The following is a 17,959-nucleotide window of genomic DNA, read 5'->3' as shown; positions in this document are numbered from 1 at the left end:
TTAATCAGGAAATTATTATGAGCTTCACCGACTACAAAGTAGCCGCCAAAACGGCCGAAGAATTTGCCAAAGACGCAACCTGGGGCCGCAAGGAAATTGAAATAGCCGAAGGTGAAATGCCGGCGCTGATGGCACTGCGTCGCAAATATGCCGCGAGCAAACCACTGGCTGATGCAAAAATTATTGGCTGTATTCACATGACCATTCAAACCGCGGTGTTAATTGAAACACTGGTGGATTTGGGTGCAGAAGTGCGCTGGTCTTCGTGCAATATTTTCTCCACCCAAGATCATGCCGCTGCTGCTATCGCCGCTGCCGGCATTCCGGTATTTGCATGGAAAGGTGAAACTGAAGAAGAGTTCTGGTGGTGTATCGAGCAAACCATCAACAAAGATGGCAAGCCCTGGGATGCGAATATGATTCTGGACGACGGCGGCGATGTGACGCAAATCGTGCACGAAAAATATCCGCAGATGCTGGATAAAATCCACGGCATTTCCGAAGAGACCACCACCGGTGTTCACCGCTTGCTCGATATGTTGAAAAAAGGCCAATTAAAAGTGCCAGCCATCAACGTGAATGATGCAGTGACCAAAAGTAAAAACGACAACAAATACGGTTGCCGTCACAGCTTGAGCGATGCCATCAAACGCGGTACCGACCATTTGCTGATGGGTAAAAAAGCCTTGGTAGTCGGTTACGGCGATGTGGGTAAAGGCTCTGCTGCTTCACTGCGTCAGGAAGGTATGATCGTGAAAATTACTGAAATCGATCCGATCTGCGCCATGCAGGCTTGTATGGATGGTTTTGAAGTGGTATCGCCCTACAACGACGGTATCAACACCGGTAAATACGAAGATATTAATCACATCGTACTGGGCACTACCGATTTGTTAGTCACCACGACCGGTAACGTCAACGTGTGTGATTCTGCCATGCTGCGCGCACTAAAAAATGGTGCGGTGGTGTGTAATATCGGCCACTTCGATAGCGAGATTGATACCGCGTTTATGCGCAAAAACTGGGAGTGGGATGAAGTTAAACCCCAGGTGCATAAAATCTATCGCGACAAGGCGACCAACAATCATTTGATTTTGTTGTCGGAAGGCCGCCTGGTAAATCTGGGCAATGCCACCGGTCACCCATCGCGCATTATGGATGGTTCTTTCGCCAACCAAGTGCTAGCGCAAATGTATTTGTACGAGCGCAAATTTGCTGACCTGCCAGCCGAGCAAAAAGCAGAACACTTGTATGTGCGTGTATTGCCGAAAAAACTCGACGAAGAAGTAGCTAAAGATATGGTGGAAGGTTTTGGTGGTGTAATTACCAAACTGACCGCACAGCAAGCCGAATATATCGGTGTAGAAATCGACGGCCCGTTTAAGCCGGAATCTTACAAATATTAATTTTTTAACCGTAGGTTGGGCCGGGCTGCGCAAGCAGTAATGCCCAACACGGTCGTTATGTTGGGCATTACTGCCTAACCTACAGGAACACGCTATGAACGACTCACAACCGCGTTTAAGTTTTGAATTCTTTCCGCCCAAAACGCCGGAAGGAAAAGAAAAACTGATCAAAGTACGCGACCAATTAAATGCATTTGCGCCGGACTTTTTCTCTGTTACTTACGGTGCTGGTGGCTCAACCCGCGATAACACCAAAGGTTTGATCACCCAATTTAAAAGCGATGGTATCGCTGTCGCGCCGCATTTGTCTTTTGGTGGCGACGACGAAACCACCATTAAAACATTAATTCAGGAATACAAAGATGCCGGTGTAGATCGCATCGTTGCCCTGCGTGGCGATATGCCTTCTGGTGTAGGCGGTGCTTACCAATTGGTTTATGCCAATGAATTGGTCGCCTTTATCCGCAAACATTATGGCGAGCATTTCCATTTGGAAGTGGCGGCCTATCCGGAAATTCATCCGCAGGCTAAAAGCTACAGTGATGACGTGGGTTATTTGAAAGGTAAATTTGATGCGGGTGCTAACAGCGCCATCACCCAATACTTCTTTAACCCGGACTCCTACTTTTATTTTGTTGATCAATGCCAGAAAGCGGGTATTACCCAGCCAATTTACCCCGGCATTATGCCCATTATTAACTACAAAAATTTAACGCGCTTCTCCGATACTTGCGGCGCCGAAATTCCGCGCTGGTTGCGTAAAGCGCTGGAAAATTATGGTGACGATGAAGCCAGCTTGCGCGCCTTTGGTATAGAGCTGGTCACTGACCTGTGCGATACCTTGCTGGAAAACGATGCACCCGGTCTGCACTTCTACACCATGAATCAAACCGAACCCACCGCCGAAATCGTACGCAACTTAGGTCTGATTCCTAACGACGAATAACTTACTACCAGTGTAAAAAAGCACGGCAACAAAAAAGGGCGCGATGATCGCGCCCTTTTTATTTCATTGCAGTATTTTTGTAATCAATTAACTCAGCGAACCATTGTCATCGTCAAATGGTAGCGTTTCTGTCATCACGGGTGCGGCTTCTGGTGCAGGGGTCGCCTCAACGGAAACCGTTTCGGCGACTACTACAGCCTCTACATCGGCAATTACTTCCGGCACTTCTACTGCAGGTGCAGCCGCTTCGACTGCAGCTACCGGAGCAGCGACAACTTCCACAGGGGCTTTAGGTGCAGCTACTTTTTTAGGCGCAGGCTTTTTGGGTGCTGCTTTTTTTGGCGCAGGAGGAGTTTTTTTAACGGCCACTTTTGGTTCTGCTACTTTCACTTCCGGCGCCACTTCAGTTTTAGTTTCTTTCACTGCTTTTGCTGGTTTTGCTACTTTCGCTGGTTTAACGGCTTTTTCTGCTTTAGCAGGCTTGTCAGTTTTGCTTACTTTTTTCTCCGCTTTTACTTTGGCGGGTTTTTCTGTGGTGGCAACAACAGCTTTAGCCGCCTTTTTCACTTTTTTGGTTTTGCCCTTACCTTTAGTTGCAGCGGCTACTTCCTTGGCAACTTCTTTGGCTGCTTGTTCAGCTGTTTTTAATGTCGCTACTGCATCCTGTGCAGCCGCTAACATTTTGGTTGCATCCAGTTGATCTTTTTTAGCCTGCGCCAAACGTGCTTTTGCCGCTGCAGTGACTACCCCCTTGGCAGAAATATCGGCAACTTTTTTCTTGGCGCTCGCCACGGCTTTTTGCCCAGCGGCAACTGCTTTTTGTGCGGCAGCAAATTCTTGCGCACGCGCCTTATCCAGAGCGGCACTGACTTTAGCGATCTGCTGTTCCAATTCAGCAACGGAAATTTTGGTTTTGGGAGAGGCGGCCATAAACAATACCTGCGTGAAAAAGCGTTGGGAATCTACGATGAGGGAGCATCACAAAACAGCGGATGCAATGGAGCGAATTGTAGCTGCGCCCCGCGCAAAAGTGTATGCCCCCTGCGCAACATCACCACAAAGAGCCTTAATAAGGTCTGGAACTTTCATAAAACACCAGAGTCTGAACTGGCTCGGCAAAGCCAAGGTGGCAATCGCTATTCACAAATGAGGAATAGCACAGGGTTTGAGGCTGCAGCACAGCGCAAACGTCGCTAAAAACACGCACATTTGATCAGACTTGGTATACCATTGGCCCCTGTTCTGGTGCTGCACAGGCTGTCGGCTAGGAAGAAGTGAGGCAATGCCCATTTCACACAGACAACAAATACAAATCAATGATTACAAAATAAGGTGCATTATGTTTAACAAACGTTTATTGGTTGTTGGCTTGATGGCTGCGACTGCAGGCTTGATTGGCTGTAATAAAGAAGAAGCAAAACCAGTTGATGACAGCGCGAAGCTGGCAACGCTGGAACAAAAAGCCAACTACATCATTGGTCAAAACCTGGGTAAGAACCTGCAAAACGGTGGTTTGACCATCGAGCCGGACTCTTTGGCATTAGCATTGGCTGATGTGCGCGACGGCAAAGAATCTCGCATTAGCGAAGAAGACATGCAAAAGATCATGCAAGAAGTTCAGCAAAAAGCTATGGCTAAACAAGAAGAAGAGCAAAAGAAACTGAGCGAAAAGAACATTGCTGATGGCAAAAAGTTCCTTGAAGACAACAAAGCCAAAGAAGGTGTAACCACCACCGAAAGCGGCCTGCAATACAAAGTAATTACTGAAGGTAAAGGCGCCAAGCCAAAAGCAACTGATGTAGTGACTGTGCATTACACCGGCAAGCTGATCGACGGCACCGAATTTGATAGCTCAGTGAAAAATGGCCAACCAGCTACTTTCCCATTGGACGGCGTAATTCCTGGCTGGACTGAAGCACTGCAATTGATGCCACAAGGTTCCAAATGGGAAATCGTAATCCCGTCTGAATTGGCTTATGGCGCTGGCGGTCAAGGTCCAATCCCACCTTCATCTACATTAGTTTTCGAAGTTGAATTGCTCGAAATCAAAGCACCTGAAGCAGCTGCAGAATAAGCCTGGCGGGAGCGATCCCGCACTGCCATACACCAATGGCAAGACATAAAAAAACCCGCTACGGCGGGTTTTTTTATGCTCTGACAAAGTCGGTTAACCCATCAGTTAACCAGATCCTTATGCGAGGTATGAAGTACCGAGATCAGACGGTCTTCGGCGCTGAAACGCACTTCCAAGGCTTCACCCAACAGGGACAAATCGCTGGTCAGTGAGCTCAGGTCGTCGGTTTCCAAATACTTGTCATTAAAATCGAGTAACTTTTCGGTGGTTTTATCGACTACATCGTAGAGTTTACCCGCCTCTTGCAGCGCGTCAGCATCGTCAAACTCACGCCCCTCTTTGATCAACTGGTCGTAGACTTCAAAGTGACCTGCCGATACATAGTCCACCAGGATTTGGCAAAAGCTGCGCAACTTTTCACCGCGCTGCACATCGCTCAAGTCCTGATCCAGACCACTCAGGGCGCAGTATTGCACCAGCATTTGCTGACGCTCTTCCAACCAGCGGTCGATAATTTCACTTACACCGCCCCAGCGTTCTTTGGCACTTTTGCAATTTTCTAACATCAGTTATTCCTATCCATTTTCGAAAGAGGTGTGCTTTGCGCGGATGTGCTGTACGCGAGATAATCCGCGACAACCACTGTTTTCAAGCGCAGGTGCATAAATTCAGTTGGTCACAATAGGCGATCTGACGCATGAGGGCAAGACTGCATCGCGCTTTATGCCTGTGTGCGGTGCGCAGGGCGCAGGGCTTGGTATAAATTGGCGCCAGCCAGCGCAATAAATGCCATAAAAGTCCAGGCCGCAAGACTCAAACCGAGGATCTTATCTACATGGGCGCAGTTGCCATCCCCCTGTAACAGTAATTTCAGCGCATCCATAAAAGGGAAGACTTCAAACATATAGGCGAGACCTGGCCCACAAGCGGGAACCTGATCTTCCGGCAAACTTTGCAACCAGAGTTGGCGACCCGCAAAACACGCACCGAGGATGGCGCTGGCAATACCGGCAAGCGCATAGGCACGACGGCCGCGATTAGCAGGGTTATGAATCGCAGCAATCAAGGCTAAGAGTCCGGTTAACACCACAAACCCACGTTGGGTGATGCACAGCGAGCAAGGAACCATTTTCATCACATGCTCCATATAGGCAGCAGCCAACATCATGGCGGTACAGATAACAAAAATAAGCAGATTGGTTTGACGCACACTGGGAGACATGAACAATCCTTACTTGAAGAAGTTAACGAGGTAGCGGTCGTTTTATGACTATAGGAATAATGATGGCTATGTTAAGCAATTATGTGCGCCCAGAGCCAGACATTTAGCCAGCAGCGATTTAATTCAGCGCAGGTTTGCACAGTTAGACAAACGAATAGACTATGCTTTGGGGCATTCGTCAATCGCGCCAAGCAGCGCCTTGATTTGAGCGAGAAGAATGGCTGAAGTTCACAGGGGAGAGATTATGAAACGCGGTAGGTTTGGTCTGGCATCCAGTCTGATTAGTAAAAGAGCGGGTATCGCATTGGGTATTACATTGGGCATTGCACTAGCACTGCCTGCGTTGGCTTCGGGTGGTGGCAATAAAGGTGCACCTGAGGGCATTAACTATATTCCCATCACCCCACCGCTGGTGGTGAACTACGGTGGCCCCGGCAAGGCGCGTTACATAAAAGCGGAACTATCCATTCGCAGCGAAAATGCGGCGGACGCCAATACAGTGACTCACCACCTGCCGCTGATTCGCGATCGCCTGGTCAGTATTTTGAGCGCGCAGAGCGATGAAATTGTAAGCAGCGTGGAAGGAAAAGAATATTTGCGCACTTACGCGCTAGCAGAAATTAACAAAGCCCTGCTGCAAGTACAGGGGTTGGCGCCGCAGCCAGCCGCAGAAGCAACACCTACCGCCGTAGCACCAACAACACCTACCGCACCCGCAACAACAATCGCGCCTACAGAGGGCAGTTCAGCGGCAGTGACGTCAGCAACCTCCGCTGCGACCGCTAGCACCTTACCCGTAGTGACAGCTGTTAAAGGCCCCGCATCGGATTTATATTTCAATAATTTTGTCGTGCAAAAATAAGCGCAGAATTCAATACCAGAGCATCACCGCCGCGCAGCCTCTGGCGACGGTGATGCATCACTCAGCTCGCGCAGCGACAGCCGCGATATTGGGCGTAATAATTTTCCAGATATTGATCAAAACTGATTTGCTGGTCTGCCTCCAGTGCAGCTTGCGCCTGTAGGGACGTTTCACTCATCTGCGCAAATACCGCCTGCTGTGCTGCCGCCAAGGGGCGATCCGCAAAATACGCGCGCTGCTGTTCTGCGAGGGCCAAGGCGTGGGCGTAAAAGCTTTGCCCCGCCTGAGTCATATCGCGCAATACCCGCGCCGAAGGTGTTAACTCCGGGTTGGCGATTTTAGCGCGCTGATGCTCCAGCGCCTGCTGATGTGCCGCCCCACCTTTGGCCTGATCCAACAATTGCGCCGCCGCCATACTGCCCCGCACAATTTCCTCCGCCCACTCGCGCATGGCGATTTCATGTTCACCGCGCAGCAACTTCAGCGCAGGATCGCGCCCGCTATTCACAATACGCTTCTGGTTTTCCTGCCCCTGATAAAACTCCCGCTCGTCGGTTTGCGGGCTATCGCTCAGCAAGCAATAAAGCAAAAACGCATCCATCACCTGCATTTGCTCTTTGGTGATGCCAAGCGGCTCGTAGGGATTCAAATCCACGCAGCGCACTTCTACATACTCCACCCCGCGCAGACGCAGCGCTTGCAGTGCCGTCTCGCCGCGCCCGGTAGTGCGTTTGGGGCGGATGCTGGAATAAAACTCGTTTTCGATTTGCAGCAAACTGGAATTGAGTTGCTGGTAATTGCCCTGCCCGTCTTTCACCCCAATCTGCTCATAGGCGGGATAACTCTGGGTGATACCGCCGCAGAGCGTGGCCAAGTAATCGCTCAGGTTGTTGTAATTCACCACGAGACTTTTTTGTGCGTCGCTCTGGTAGCCCAAATCACCCATGCGCAGCGAAGTCGCATAAGGCAAATACATGGTTTGTTCGGCAGCGGGGAAGGGCTGGAGTTTATGGGTGCGATCTTTCACAAAACAGGAACAGACCGCGGGTGATGCACCAAACAGATAAATCAGCAGCCAAAAGTTGCGACGGAAATTGCGGATCAACCCAAAATAGCGCTCGGTTTTAAAATCCTGCAGCGCTTGTTGATTGCCCGTTTGTTGTTGCAGCGCCAACCAAAACTCATCGGGCATACTGAAGTTATAGTGAATCCCGGCGATAGTCTGCATTGAGCGACCATAGCGGTGCCCCAGGCCCACGCGGTAAACCGTTTTCATCCTGCCGGAATTGGACGAGCCGTAACGCGCCACCGGAATCTCATCATCCGTACCCAAGGTGCACGGCATGCTCGCAGGCCACAGGCGCTCGTTGTTAGCGGCCAAGTGCTGGTAGGTAAAACGGTGAATATCATCCAACTGCGCCAGCAGTGGCTCCACATCAGCAAACGGCTCGGTGATAAATTCCAGCAGCGCTTCACTGTAATCCGTGGTGATATGCGGATGGGTTAACGCAGAACCCAGCGCGCGCGGGTGATCAGTTTGCGCCAGAGTGCCCTGGGGGGTTACGCGCAGGCTCTCTTTTTCCAGACCGCGCAAAATACCGCGCAGACTGGCATTAGCCGCAGGCTCGGCAAACGCACTCAGCAATTCGCTGGATAAACCGTGATCATGTGACAATTCAAAATCCTTGGGCGACAAGCGCAATCAAGCACAAATAAAAAAGCCGCCGCAGCGGCCCACTAACAAAGTGTAGAACAGGAAGCGACTAGCGACAGCACTGCGCAGGGATCAGCGCGATGGCTCGTCGGGCAAGGCAGCCACCGGATCAACAACAGCTTGATCAGCATGCGCCTGCACTGCCTCCGCCTCAAGCGTCGCCAACAGATCTTTACCCAACTTGGGCAATGGCTCGGGCAGAATTTCCGGGTCAATCGATGGCAAGCCCTTCTCATTGGGTGAGCAGCTAATGATCTTGATACGCTGGGTATAGTCCTTGGAACTGGCCTCAACCATCTGGTTAATCGCTTCATCTTTATGCGGTGTTTTGTACAGCGCGTTCAAATCGCGACCATCCAACCAGTTGTTTTGTTTACCAAGAAAGAGATTGTGCTGATTTTGCAAAATAAATATTTCACTCATAACCTGAGCCATCCGGAATATGTGAAAGCAGAGTAAGTCGCGAATGTTGGGGTGATGGTGCAGAGTTTCAAGGGTACAAGACGATTCATAAATTGTTGCGGTTCATTCCTCACCAGCAACCTACAAAGCACCCTGTAGGTTGCTGGTGAGGAATGAACCGCAACAAAAAATTAACACAAACCCACAATCTCTAATCAGAGTTAGGTTTTATTTTCCCACCACCTCAACCCAATAGCCTTTGCTCTTCGCCTGTATTTTTTCGTTGTACATGGCGCTTGCGTTCCAACCGGGCAAATAAAATTTCCCTGCGTAACTCGCGTTTAAAATTATGCGCAGGGTGACGCTGGTTTGGTTGCGTTCCTGATAGCGATAATTCCAGTAGTAATCGCGCCACAAACTGAAATAACCCAGCACTCGATCATCGCGGATATCCAAATAATCAATACCTTTAGGCAGTTGTGACCCCTCCAGACGTTCATTGCGGATTTGCCAGCCGCTGGGCATTACGGCGGTAAGCGCGATGTTTTCGATATTGCTGGTCAATAATTTATCGAACTCGCCGCTGACGGTAACTTCGGCTACAAAGTCGGTGCCTTGTGGCAGTTGCTCGACATCCAGCGGTTCGTTAGCCAGCGTTAAAAAATTAACCTGTAGTGCCAAACCATTACTGCTAGCTTCTTCACGTAAGTTGGCTGGTGTGCCGCGATTACTCACCACCACGCGAATGGGTTTGTCGTGATCGTTGCGTACCGATACTTGTGGTGAGTCCAGCGCGCGGCGGAACACTGGGCTGTTACTGCCCTGACTGGTCCAATCGCTTTCGCCTGTTTGTTGATAAGAAAATTTTATGCCGTTGCTGCTTTGATTAGCGCTGGCAAATTCACTCATCGCCAACAGTGCCCAGGCGATACTTTGTGTGGAGTACCAACCGTCACTCGACAATTCATGGGCAACTTGTTCAGCCACTTCCCAGGTTGTTTCTTGATTTGCATTCACGCTCACCAGAGTTGCTAACAACAACCCGCGGTCACGCATTTCGGAACCGTAGGTGTACCCTGAATCTTGGTAACTCGGCACAGTATTGGCAATTGTGCCCAGCACATCCTGCGCAGCATCTTTTAAACCAACATGTTGATAAGACATAGCCAACAACCAGCGCGCAGGCATGCGGTAGTCCTGCAGATTCTGCTGATTATTTTTAAAGGTTTCGCGCAAACGGTTCATTGCCGGTAGTTCAGCGCTGTCCGCTAAGGCGAGTGTATAGAGGCGATAGGCGAGCACCATCTCGTCGTAATAATTACCCTGAATTTGCGGGTTGCGCGCCGCATTGCGCTGATAGTTTATCCAACCATTTAATAGCGCAGCGGGCACGGCGTAACCGGCACGTTTCGCCTCCACTAAAAAATGCCCGGCATAACTGGATGCCCATTCATTCACATAGCCATCACCCGACCAATAACTGAATCCGCCACTGGCATGCTGGAAACCATACAAGCGTTTAATGCCCGCGTTAATGTTGTTATCAATTTCAATTTTTTGTGCGTCACTCAGATTCACCAATTGCGCAAGACGCAATTGTGGAAATACCGATGAGGTCACTTGCTCCAGGCAGCCGTGCGGATAACTAATTAAATAATCCAAGCGCTGCTCAAGGTTGAGCGGCGGCAAGGTGCTTACTTCAAGGCTCGCCTGATTAGTGCCAATCATGCCGTGAGCTTGCAGGGGCGATTGCCAGACTTCGCCCGGCTGCAATAATTTGCTCTGCCACAGACTGGTAGGCGGATTCGCCGCGCGTGAGTCGATATAAATTTCTTGCGTGGCGGTTTCATTGCCTGAGGTAGCGGTAATTTTCACACGGCCTTTACCGAGGCGATCATTCACCTTCAATTGCAAACTGGCAATCGCATCGCCCGGTTCACTAAAGTTGAGTGTTGCAGCGCCTTTTTCCACGGTAAAAATTTCATTCGCTTCCACCGAAATTTTTACTTCGCGAATATCTTTTTCGCTCACAAATACATTAACCGGCAAATTCACTGCTTCACCGGGACCAAGCACACGTGGCAAGGTGGCAAAAAGTGTGACTGGCTGAGTGACGGTCACAGTTTTCTCCACACTGCCGTAGGCGCTGGTTACACTGTTATTAGTTTTCGCGCTGGTATCACCCGCCACCAACATAACGCGCACCGCACCCATATAGGGTGGCAGGGTAATTTTATGCGCGCGGGTTTCACCGGCTTTTAATTCAAACGCACCAAGGAATTTCACTACCGGTGGAAAGCGACGCTCGCGGCGTTTGCGCTCGGCTTCCAAGGCGGCATCGGAGCCACCAATTGCCAACACTCGCTCCAGCGACGCACCATAACCACCAACTACCTGATCAAATAAATCCCAGGTGCGCACGCCCAGCGCTTCACGTTTGTAAAAATAATCGTGCGCATCCGGTGCGCGGAAATTGGTGAGGCCGAGTAAACCTTCATCCACCATCGCCAGAGTATAGGTCATAGCACGCTGATTTTTTTCGCTAACCTTGATGCTAAATTCGGTTTCAGGGCGAACTTTTTCTGCCACGTCCAATTGCGGCTGCAAACGGGTTGCAGGGTCTTCCACCAGCAGCGGCACTATGCCGTATAAACGCATCGGCGCTTCAGCAACACGCTCCTGATGCGGCAATATCAGTGCAACCTGGGCGTAAACGTTAGGCGCCATCGCCGAGGTGATGGGAATTTCTATTTCGGTTTGACCCGCCTGCAAATCCAGCCAACGCGACTCCAATACTCGCGTGCCATTTTCAATACTCAGCAATACGCGCCCTTCACGCGCATTGGGCAAACGTACCTTGGCAACATCACCGGGTTGATATTTTTCTTTATCGGCCGAGAGCATTAATTGGGTGGCGGAATCAGCACTGGCCGATGAGTCGTAACTCCAACCTAAATAAACCACCTTGCCGGCGCAGTGCGCCTGGGCATCGCCTTCGCTGTTGTCGCACACGCGAATAATATGGCGCCCCCAATCGTATTTATTTTTTTCCAAGGTCCAATTTATGCGGCCATTGGTATCGCTCACCAGAGTTTCACTGTGCACCGGGCGATGACTACTGTTGGTAAAATATTCGGCAAGATTTTCATTGTTTTCATCCCACCACCAACGCCAGCCGATTTCATAAACCTGTAAATCCACTTTGCGCGACGCGGCCGCTTTGCCCTGTGCATTTAATGTTTGAATGAGTACCGGGTGATCGGCATCGCGACCAATGGCATCCATGTAACCGCTGCCTTTGGGAATATTAATACCAACCCAATGATCAAATGGCAGTAATTCATAGGGGCGCAAAATTGTGCTGAAATTACCGCTCTCTTCAAACACGCGAGTCACAAAGGTGGCGGTGAGTTTGCCCGGCGGTGGCGATGACAAACTGACATTCACCGGAAAGCTGGCGTTGCCACTTTCATCCACGTGGCCATCAAATACTTTTTGCGCACTGCCCGCAAAACTGCGCACCGGGTCATCAAAAGTAAATTGCTCAAATCCCGCAAATACCGATTCGCGGGCACTCAGTTTTAATTCCGAATCTGCTTTTAAATTTTTGGCGGTAGCGCCCTGCAACCACTGGGCAAAGAGTGACACTTGTGTTGGCATATTGCGCAACCGCAGCGGTGTTTCTGTGGGTGTTAAATCCACTTTCAAACGGTTGGGCACCACCATTTCCACTTTAATAATTTTGTCGAAATAACGATTACCCACATGCACCACTGCGCGATAATTTCCGGTGGGTGCTGTCTCTTCGGTTTTTAACGCAAAGGTATAAAAATTATTGACCGGTTGCACATTGGTTTGGCTCAGCACTTTTTTACCGCTGGGATCAAATAAATCCAGCGTGACCGGGTGATTGGCGGGTAGCTGTTGGGCTTTATCTTCCAAAATAAAACTGAGGAAAATATCATCGCCCGGGCGCCATACATCGCGCTCTCCGTAGAGGAAACCTTTTAGGCCACCCTTAATGTGTTCGCCACTTACATCAAATTGATTGGTGGGCAGCGCTTCACTACTGCGCAGGCGCAGATAACCGCGCTGTTTATTGTGAGTGGCTTGAATATAAAAAGGCACGCCGTCGGTAGTTAATTGCAGCATGCCGTAATTGTCGGTAGTGCCACTGCCAATCGGCTGTTGCTGATAGTTGTAGGCAGTGATTTCGGTATTGCCCAATGGTTTAGCGGAATTTAATTCTGTGCTAATGACATGCAGTTGATTATCGCTGCCGCGTTTGGCGAGTAAGCCGATATTGGACACCAAAAAATTGCGTGATGAAGCAATTTCATCACCATAGTAATAGTAAGTATCATCGCAGGGATTATTGCGCTCACTGTAATTGTAATAACCCTGGGATTGATAATATTGCTGATACCACGCCGGTTCCTCTACGCGATCGTAATAACTTTCACCATCGGAATCTTCCGGCATTTTGGCAACCGGTTCTGTCGGGCGCAGTTGTTCACAGGTGTAAATAGAGTTGCTGCGATCAATGCGCAGCTCCAAACGAATTAACCCATCGGGGTGTTGTGCCATTAGCTCGGATAAATCCAAATTAAAACGCTGGGCGCCCGCGCGGGGAATTTCGGGTAGCTGATAGGTTTTACGCCATAAATAGCGCCCGGTATCGGTCGCAGCAGCAGCAGCGGTGAGTTGGTAATCCTGCAGATATTGGCCAACATTATTGGCAAACACTTTAAAAGCAATCACTTGTACTGAATCCACACCTGCGGCTTCAAAGGGCACAGAAATTTGGCTGGCGGGAGGCAAAATACTGCTGCTACCGACAAAACGCACCAGCGGTTTTACCAACTCAAGCACCACTTTGTGCTCGTAGTCACTGCCCAGGCTTTGCTGCTTCAGGTTATTAATACTGCCGTTGATTTTCAGCGTTATTTCACCAGTATCGAGTTTTTCCGGTGTGTAACGCAGCAGGCTGCCATCGATTACGGCGTTCACGGCTTTACCGTCCAGTGTTACCAAACCGCTAAGATTTTGGCTGCTATCGAGCGTGTCAGAAAAATGAATTTCAATCGCGGTATTGGGTTGGCGAATCACCTGTACGCCGGTCACTTGAAAGGTTTTGCGCGCAGGAATTTCCAATTCGCGTGCGCCTTTATCTGCAGAACCTATGGCGCTGCCATCCCAGTTCAAGACAATTTTTCCGGCACTGTCGCCACGCGTTATTGGTGCAATTAAAAAGCGATGGGTTTTACGATCAGTATCCTGCGTCCAAACTACATCGGCATTGCGTTCATTCACCTCAACGCGCAGAATTTTTTTAATATCGTTTAACTCGGCGGTATCGGCGGTGGTGAGTACACCGGTGAGCTGCATCTGACTTTCGTCTTCAGGCATTACACCCAAACTATCCACACGCAAATCAAAATCCTGTTTGATGGTTTGCACTTCAAACTCAAAATCACCGAGCGATTCAGTGATCCCCTGCAACTCACTGGCGTTTAAACGGAAACGAATTTTGCTATCACTGGGCAAGCGCTCAACGGGCTGGATACGCAATTCACTGGTGGAGGTAAACACCAAATTCACCGGCGTCTTGGCATCCAGTGTCAGCAGCTTGTCAGAGAAGGCGGTATTCACTTGCGCTTCATCTACCACCGGATGGGTGAAGCGAATAAATAGCGGGGCTTCTGTCGCAATCCAGCGTTTGGGATAATCTGCAATATGCGCTTCCCATTCCGGGGCGATGGCTTCTGCCGCTGGAGCTTGTTTGTTTTGCTCAGGTGCGGAATTGTCACAGGCACCCAGTAATAAACTCATTAACGCAATGGCACACCATGAAGACCAATGAAAGCGCATAGTAATTCCCTGTTTAATTGTGATGGTAAAGCTGTGTTTGTTACTACAAAAGAAACTGCAGATTAGCCCTGTAAGCGCACGGAGTGCAGCTCGATGGAGTGCGCGGACTCACTGGTTGTTTTGGATTTGGGGCGCGCACCACTCGGGCTAAAAAAATAAATAACCGCCGTTATTATCAGCAACACGACGATAAGGATCATAGATTGTTTTTTTCTGTTCACCGCGACACATCCCTTGGTGTTGTAATTTGATTGAAGCAAAAAAGCCACTCAGGTTACCCGGAGTGGCTTTTGAATTTATAACATTCTGCACATGAACGGCAGGTTTATTGTTTTACACAGTCAACGAAGTAGTCTTTTTTGCCATCCACTTCGCGTTTTACCAAACCGTGTACATCAGTTTCAAAGCCGGGGAACTTCTCGTTGAAATCGCGTGCAAATTTCAAATAGTCCACGATGGTTTTGTTAAAACGCTCACCCGGAATCAACAGCGGAATTCCCGGCGGGTAAGGCGTTAACAAAATCGAGGTGATGCGGCCTTCCAATTCGTTGATAGGTACACGCTCGATTTCGCGATGCGCCATTTTTGCAAACGCATCTGAAGGTTTCATCGCCGGTTGCATATCGGACAAGTACATCTCGGTCGTCAGGCGTGCAACATCATAGGCTTTGTAGAAGTCGTGGATTTGTTGGCACAAATCGCGCAGACCCATACGCTCATAGCGCGGATTTGCTTGCGCAAACTCCGGCATGATTCGCCACATGGGTTGGTTCTTGTCGTAGTCGTCTTTAAATTGTTGCAGCGCGGCTACCAGTGTATTCCAGCGGCCTTTGGTGATGCCGATGGTAAACATAATAAAGAAGGAGTAGAGGCCACACTTCTCGATAATTACGCCGTTCTCTGCCAAATATTTGGTGACGATCGATGCCGGAATACCGGTGTCGCTGAACTGGCCATTTACCGATAAGCCGGGGTTAACGATGGTGGCTTTGATCGGGTCGAGCATGTTGAAGTTTGGTGCGAGTTTACCGAAGCCGTGCCAGTTGTCGTCGCTGCGCAGGATCCAGTCTTCGCGTGTGCCAATGCCTTCTTCAGCAAATTCTTCCGGGCCCCAGACCTGGAACCACCAATCCTGGCCCCATTCTTCGTCCACTTTTTTCATCGCGCGGCGGAAATCGAGCGCTTCAAAAATCGATTCTTCTACCAGTGCATGGCCGCCGGGTGCTTCCATCATGGCCGCCGCGATATCGCATGAGGCGATAATTGAATACTGCGGAGAAGTGGAGGTGTGCATCAAATAGGCTTCGTTAAATGCATCCTGATCGAGTTTTACTTTTTCAGATTCGCGCACCAACACTTGCGATGCTTGCGATAAACCCGCGAGCAATTTGTGCGTGGATTGCGTTGAGAAAATCATCGACTCTTTGGCGCGCGGGCGATCTTTGCCAATCGCGTGCATGTCTTTGTAGAACTCATGGAAGGTGGCGTGCGGCAACCAGGCTTCATCGAAATGCAGCGTATCGATTTTACCGTCGAGCATATTTTTCAGCGTCTCTACGTTGTAGAGCACACCATCGTAAGTCGATTGGGTAATGGTAAGGATGCGCGGTTTTTTGTTCACGGCTTCGCGCGCAAAAGGGTTTGCTTCGATCTTGCGGGCGATGCTTTCCGGCGTGAATTCTTCCAGCGGAATCGGGCCGATAATGCCGAGATTGTTGCGCGTCGGCATCAGGAACACGGGGATTGCGCCGCACATAATGATCGAGTGCAGGATCGATTTATGGCAGTTGCGGTCAACGACAACGATATCGCCCGGCGCCACAGTAGAGTGCCACACCATTTTGTTCGATGTGGACGTACCGTTGGTCACAAAGTAGCAGTGATCGGCGTTAAAAATGCGCGCGGCATTGCGCTCGGACGCGGCGATAGGCCCGGTGTGATCCAGCAATTGACCGAGTTCTTCTACCGCGTTACATACGTCGGCGCGCAGCATATTTTCACCAAAAAATTGGTGGAACATTTGGCCGATAGGCGATTTCAAAAAGGCGACGCCGCCGGAGTGACCAGGGCAGTGCCAGGAATAGGAACCGTCTTGCGCGTAGTGCACCAGCGCGCGGAAAAACGGCGGTGCCAAACCATCGAGGTAGGATTTGGCTTCGCGGATAATGTGGCGCGCCACAAATTCCGGCGTATCTTCAAACATGTGAATAAAGCCGTGCAGCTCGCGCAAAATATCGTTGGGAATATGGCGTGAAGTGCGGGTTTCGCCGTACAAATAAATCGGAATATCGGCGTTTTTGTAGCGGATCTCTTCCACAAAGGCGCGCAGGGATTTCAGCGCGTGGTCGGTCTCTTCCAAAGAGCCACCGCCAAATTCTTCGTCGTCGATCGACAAAATAAATGCAGAGGCGCGCGATTGCTGCTGCGCAAATTGCGACAGGTCACCGTAGCTGGTAACACCAACTACCTCCCAGCTTTCATTTTGGATGGCCTCCGCGAGTGCGCGTATGCCTAAACCCGAGGTGTTCTCGGAGCGAAAGTCTTCGTCGATGATGACGATGGGAAAGCGAAATTTCATGGAGTCTCCATAAAAGGTATAAGGCTGGAATTTCACTTGCTGGCGAAACGCCTCTGGGTGCTGCTTGTAAGGTATTGCTTATAGGGTACTACTGATTAGGTGATCAGGTTGGTTGGGTGGCGCACCATCCGGCCAGTCTGCCTGAGGGGAGACCGAGGAAAACCGGAAAGGAGTTGAAGCCATTTGGCCGCGCATTTCCCGGTTTACACCTTGGTGACCCGGTACAACTGCGCCGGCAATTGTAAAGCACTTGGATGGATTCAAACACCCATAAATTTGTCGCGGCGCCAATCAGTGCACTTAAAGATTAAGGTGCAGGTGTGACAGGTTTGTCATCGGTGACGGGATTAAGTTCGGCATCGCGGGTGATTACCTCCCGTGCAGCGGGCATTTGCGCGTCTATCTGCGCCTGTTCTTCCGCCGTGGGCACTTTGTAGCCGCGCGGCCACATGCCGTCCAGGTAATCCCAACCGTAACCCCAGCGATAGTTCGACATCCAATAGGGGCTGCCACCCCAGCGCACATTGCCGTAGATATAGCTGGCCATGCCCGTCCCCTGCGCCAGTTTCACGCAGGCGAGAATATCCTCATCAGCCTGTTTTCGCTGCTCTTTGGTGCCGCCTTGCCAATAGGCCAAGTCATGGGCGACGCAGCAGTGGCGCCACAAATTGGGCTGTTCGGGGGTACCATCGAGCCACAGGGAACAGCCGTCGGTGGTAAAGGGCTCAAGGCTATTAGCTGCGCTCGGATTGGAGAAGCCTGAGCCACAGGTGACAAGCAGGAATGCGGCACACAAAAACACACGCATGGGTTAATCCTTACTCCAGACAATAGTTGCGGAATATTAAGGAGGGCGATTTTACCCACTGAGGGGATAAACACTA

Annotated in this window: 12 protein-coding genes; 4 read left to right on the top strand and 8 right to left on the bottom strand. The window is 50.2% G+C overall.

Going from position 1 to position 17,959, the window contains the following annotated elements; translation table 11 throughout:
* The first annotated feature begins 17 nt into the window (after nt 1-17).
* Both ahcY and metF read left to right on the top strand, forming a co-directional pair.
* The gene (gene ahcY / locus D0B88_RS05275) at nt 18-1,406 is read left to right on the top strand and encodes an adenosylhomocysteinase (protein ID WP_151055670.1); all 1,389 of its coding nucleotides are present in this window, start codon (nt 18-20) and stop codon (nt 1,404-1,406) included.
* 94 nt (nt 1,407-1,500) lie between these two features.
* Nucleotides 1,501-2,352, top strand: a complete 852-nt coding sequence (metF, locus tag D0B88_RS05270) for a methylenetetrahydrofolate reductase [NAD(P)H] (protein WP_151055668.1) — start codon at nt 1,501-1,503, stop codon at nt 2,350-2,352.
* An 87-nt stretch (nt 2,353-2,439) separates the two neighbouring features.
* Here metF and D0B88_RS05265 read toward each other — a convergent pair whose 3' ends face one another.
* Complete coding sequence (locus D0B88_RS05265; RefSeq protein WP_151055666.1) at nt 2,440-3,282, bottom strand: hypothetical protein; 843 nt, start codon at nt 3,280-3,282, stop codon at nt 2,440-2,442.
* A 409-nt stretch (nt 3,283-3,691) separates the two neighbouring features.
* Between D0B88_RS05265 and D0B88_RS05260 the strand changes: the two genes are divergently transcribed.
* Nucleotides 3,692-4,426 (top strand): FKBP-type peptidyl-prolyl cis-trans isomerase, encoded by a 735-nt coding sequence (locus D0B88_RS05260; RefSeq protein ID WP_225318540.1) that lies wholly within the window; start codon nt 3,692-3,694, stop codon nt 4,424-4,426.
* Between the two features lie 101 nt (nt 4,427-4,527).
* On the opposite strand, the gene D0B88_RS05255 is transcribed toward D0B88_RS05260, so the two are convergent.
* Nucleotides 4,528-4,992 carry an Rsd/AlgQ family anti-sigma factor gene (locus D0B88_RS05255; protein ID WP_007638507.1) on the bottom strand — a complete coding sequence of 155 codons (465 nt, stop codon included), beginning with the start codon at nt 4,990-4,992 and terminating at the stop codon, nt 4,528-4,530.
* 155 nt (nt 4,993-5,147) lie between these two features.
* The gene (locus D0B88_RS05250; RefSeq protein WP_151055662.1) at nt 5,148-5,648 is read right to left on the bottom strand and encodes a disulfide bond formation protein B; all 501 of its coding nucleotides are present in this window, start codon (nt 5,646-5,648) and stop codon (nt 5,148-5,150) included.
* A gap of 244 nt (nt 5,649-5,892) precedes the next feature.
* Between D0B88_RS05250 and D0B88_RS05245 the strand changes: the two genes are divergently transcribed.
* Nucleotides 5,893-6,510, top strand: a complete 618-nt coding sequence (locus D0B88_RS05245) for a flagellar basal body-associated FliL family protein (RefSeq protein WP_151055660.1) — start codon at nt 5,893-5,895, stop codon at nt 6,508-6,510.
* A 61-nt stretch (nt 6,511-6,571) separates the two neighbouring features.
* Here D0B88_RS05245 and gshA read toward each other — a convergent pair whose 3' ends face one another.
* The 5 genes from gshA to D0B88_RS05220 form a co-directional block, all read right to left on the bottom strand.
* The gene (gene gshA / locus D0B88_RS05240) at nt 6,572-8,185 is read right to left on the bottom strand and encodes a glutamate--cysteine ligase (protein WP_370452485.1); all 1,614 of its coding nucleotides are present in this window, start codon (nt 8,183-8,185) and stop codon (nt 6,572-6,574) included.
* Nucleotides 8,186-8,296: 111 nt separating this feature from the next.
* Nucleotides 8,297-8,647: a hypothetical protein gene (locus D0B88_RS05235; protein ID WP_191966528.1), complete on the bottom strand. Its 351-nt coding sequence runs from the start codon at nt 8,645-8,647 to the stop codon at nt 8,297-8,299.
* Between the two features lie 207 nt (nt 8,648-8,854).
* Nucleotides 8,855-14,497 carry an alpha-2-macroglobulin gene (locus tag D0B88_RS05230; protein ID WP_151055656.1) on the bottom strand — a complete coding sequence of 1,881 codons (5,643 nt, stop codon included), beginning with the start codon at nt 14,495-14,497 and terminating at the stop codon, nt 8,855-8,857.
* Between the two features lie 325 nt (nt 14,498-14,822).
* Complete coding sequence (locus D0B88_RS05225) at nt 14,823-17,075, bottom strand: arginine/lysine/ornithine decarboxylase (protein WP_040390994.1); 2,253 nt, start codon at nt 17,073-17,075, stop codon at nt 14,823-14,825.
* Nucleotides 17,076-17,382: 307 nt separating this feature from the next.
* Nucleotides 17,383-17,883 (bottom strand): helicase, encoded by a 501-nt coding sequence (locus tag D0B88_RS05220; RefSeq protein WP_151055654.1) that lies wholly within the window; start codon nt 17,881-17,883, stop codon nt 17,383-17,385.
* Between the last annotated feature and the right edge of the window lie 76 nt (nt 17,884-17,959).

Origin of the sequence: Cellvibrio sp. KY-YJ-3 (assembly GCF_008806955.1) — a bacterium.
Classification (GTDB): Bacteria; Pseudomonadota; Gammaproteobacteria; order Pseudomonadales; family Cellvibrionaceae; genus Cellvibrio.
Note: the sequence above shows the minus strand (reverse complement) of the source record. Positions and strands in the feature narration are given on the sequence as shown.

Bases quoted from the DNA above. Each gene is read 5' to 3' on its own strand.
- metF (WP_151055668.1), top strand. From the start codon at position 1,501: ATGAACGACTCACAACCGCGTTTAAGTTTTGAATTCTTTCCGCCCAAA.
- D0B88_RS05230 (WP_151055656.1), bottom strand. From the start codon at position 14,497: ATGCGCTTTCATTGGTCTTCATGGTGTGCCATTGCGTTAATGAGTTTA.
- D0B88_RS05260 (WP_225318540.1), top strand. From the start codon at position 3,692: ATGTTTAACAAACGTTTATTGGTTGTTGGCTTGATGGCTGCGACTGCA.
- D0B88_RS05225 (WP_040390994.1), bottom strand. From the start codon at position 17,075: ATGAAATTTCGCTTTCCCATCGTCATCATCGACGAAGACTTTCGCTCC.
- D0B88_RS05250 (WP_151055662.1), bottom strand. From the start codon at position 5,648: ATGTCTCCCAGTGTGCGTCAAACCAATCTGCTTATTTTTGTTATCTGT.
- ahcY (WP_151055670.1), top strand. From the start codon at position 18: ATGAGCTTCACCGACTACAAAGTAGCCGCCAAAACGGCCGAAGAATTT.
- D0B88_RS05265 (WP_151055666.1), bottom strand. From the start codon at position 3,282: ATGGCCGCCTCTCCCAAAACCAAAATTTCCGTTGCTGAATTGGAACAG.
- D0B88_RS05245 (WP_151055660.1), top strand. From the start codon at position 5,893: ATGAAACGCGGTAGGTTTGGTCTGGCATCCAGTCTGATTAGTAAAAGA.
- D0B88_RS05255 (WP_007638507.1), bottom strand. From the start codon at position 4,992: ATGTTAGAAAATTGCAAAAGTGCCAAAGAACGCTGGGGCGGTGTAAGT.
- D0B88_RS05235 (WP_191966528.1), bottom strand. From the start codon at position 8,647: ATGAGTGAAATATTTATTTTGCAAAATCAGCACAATCTCTTTCTTGGT.
- D0B88_RS05220 (WP_151055654.1), bottom strand. From the start codon at position 17,883: ATGCGTGTGTTTTTGTGTGCCGCATTCCTGCTTGTCACCTGTGGCTCA.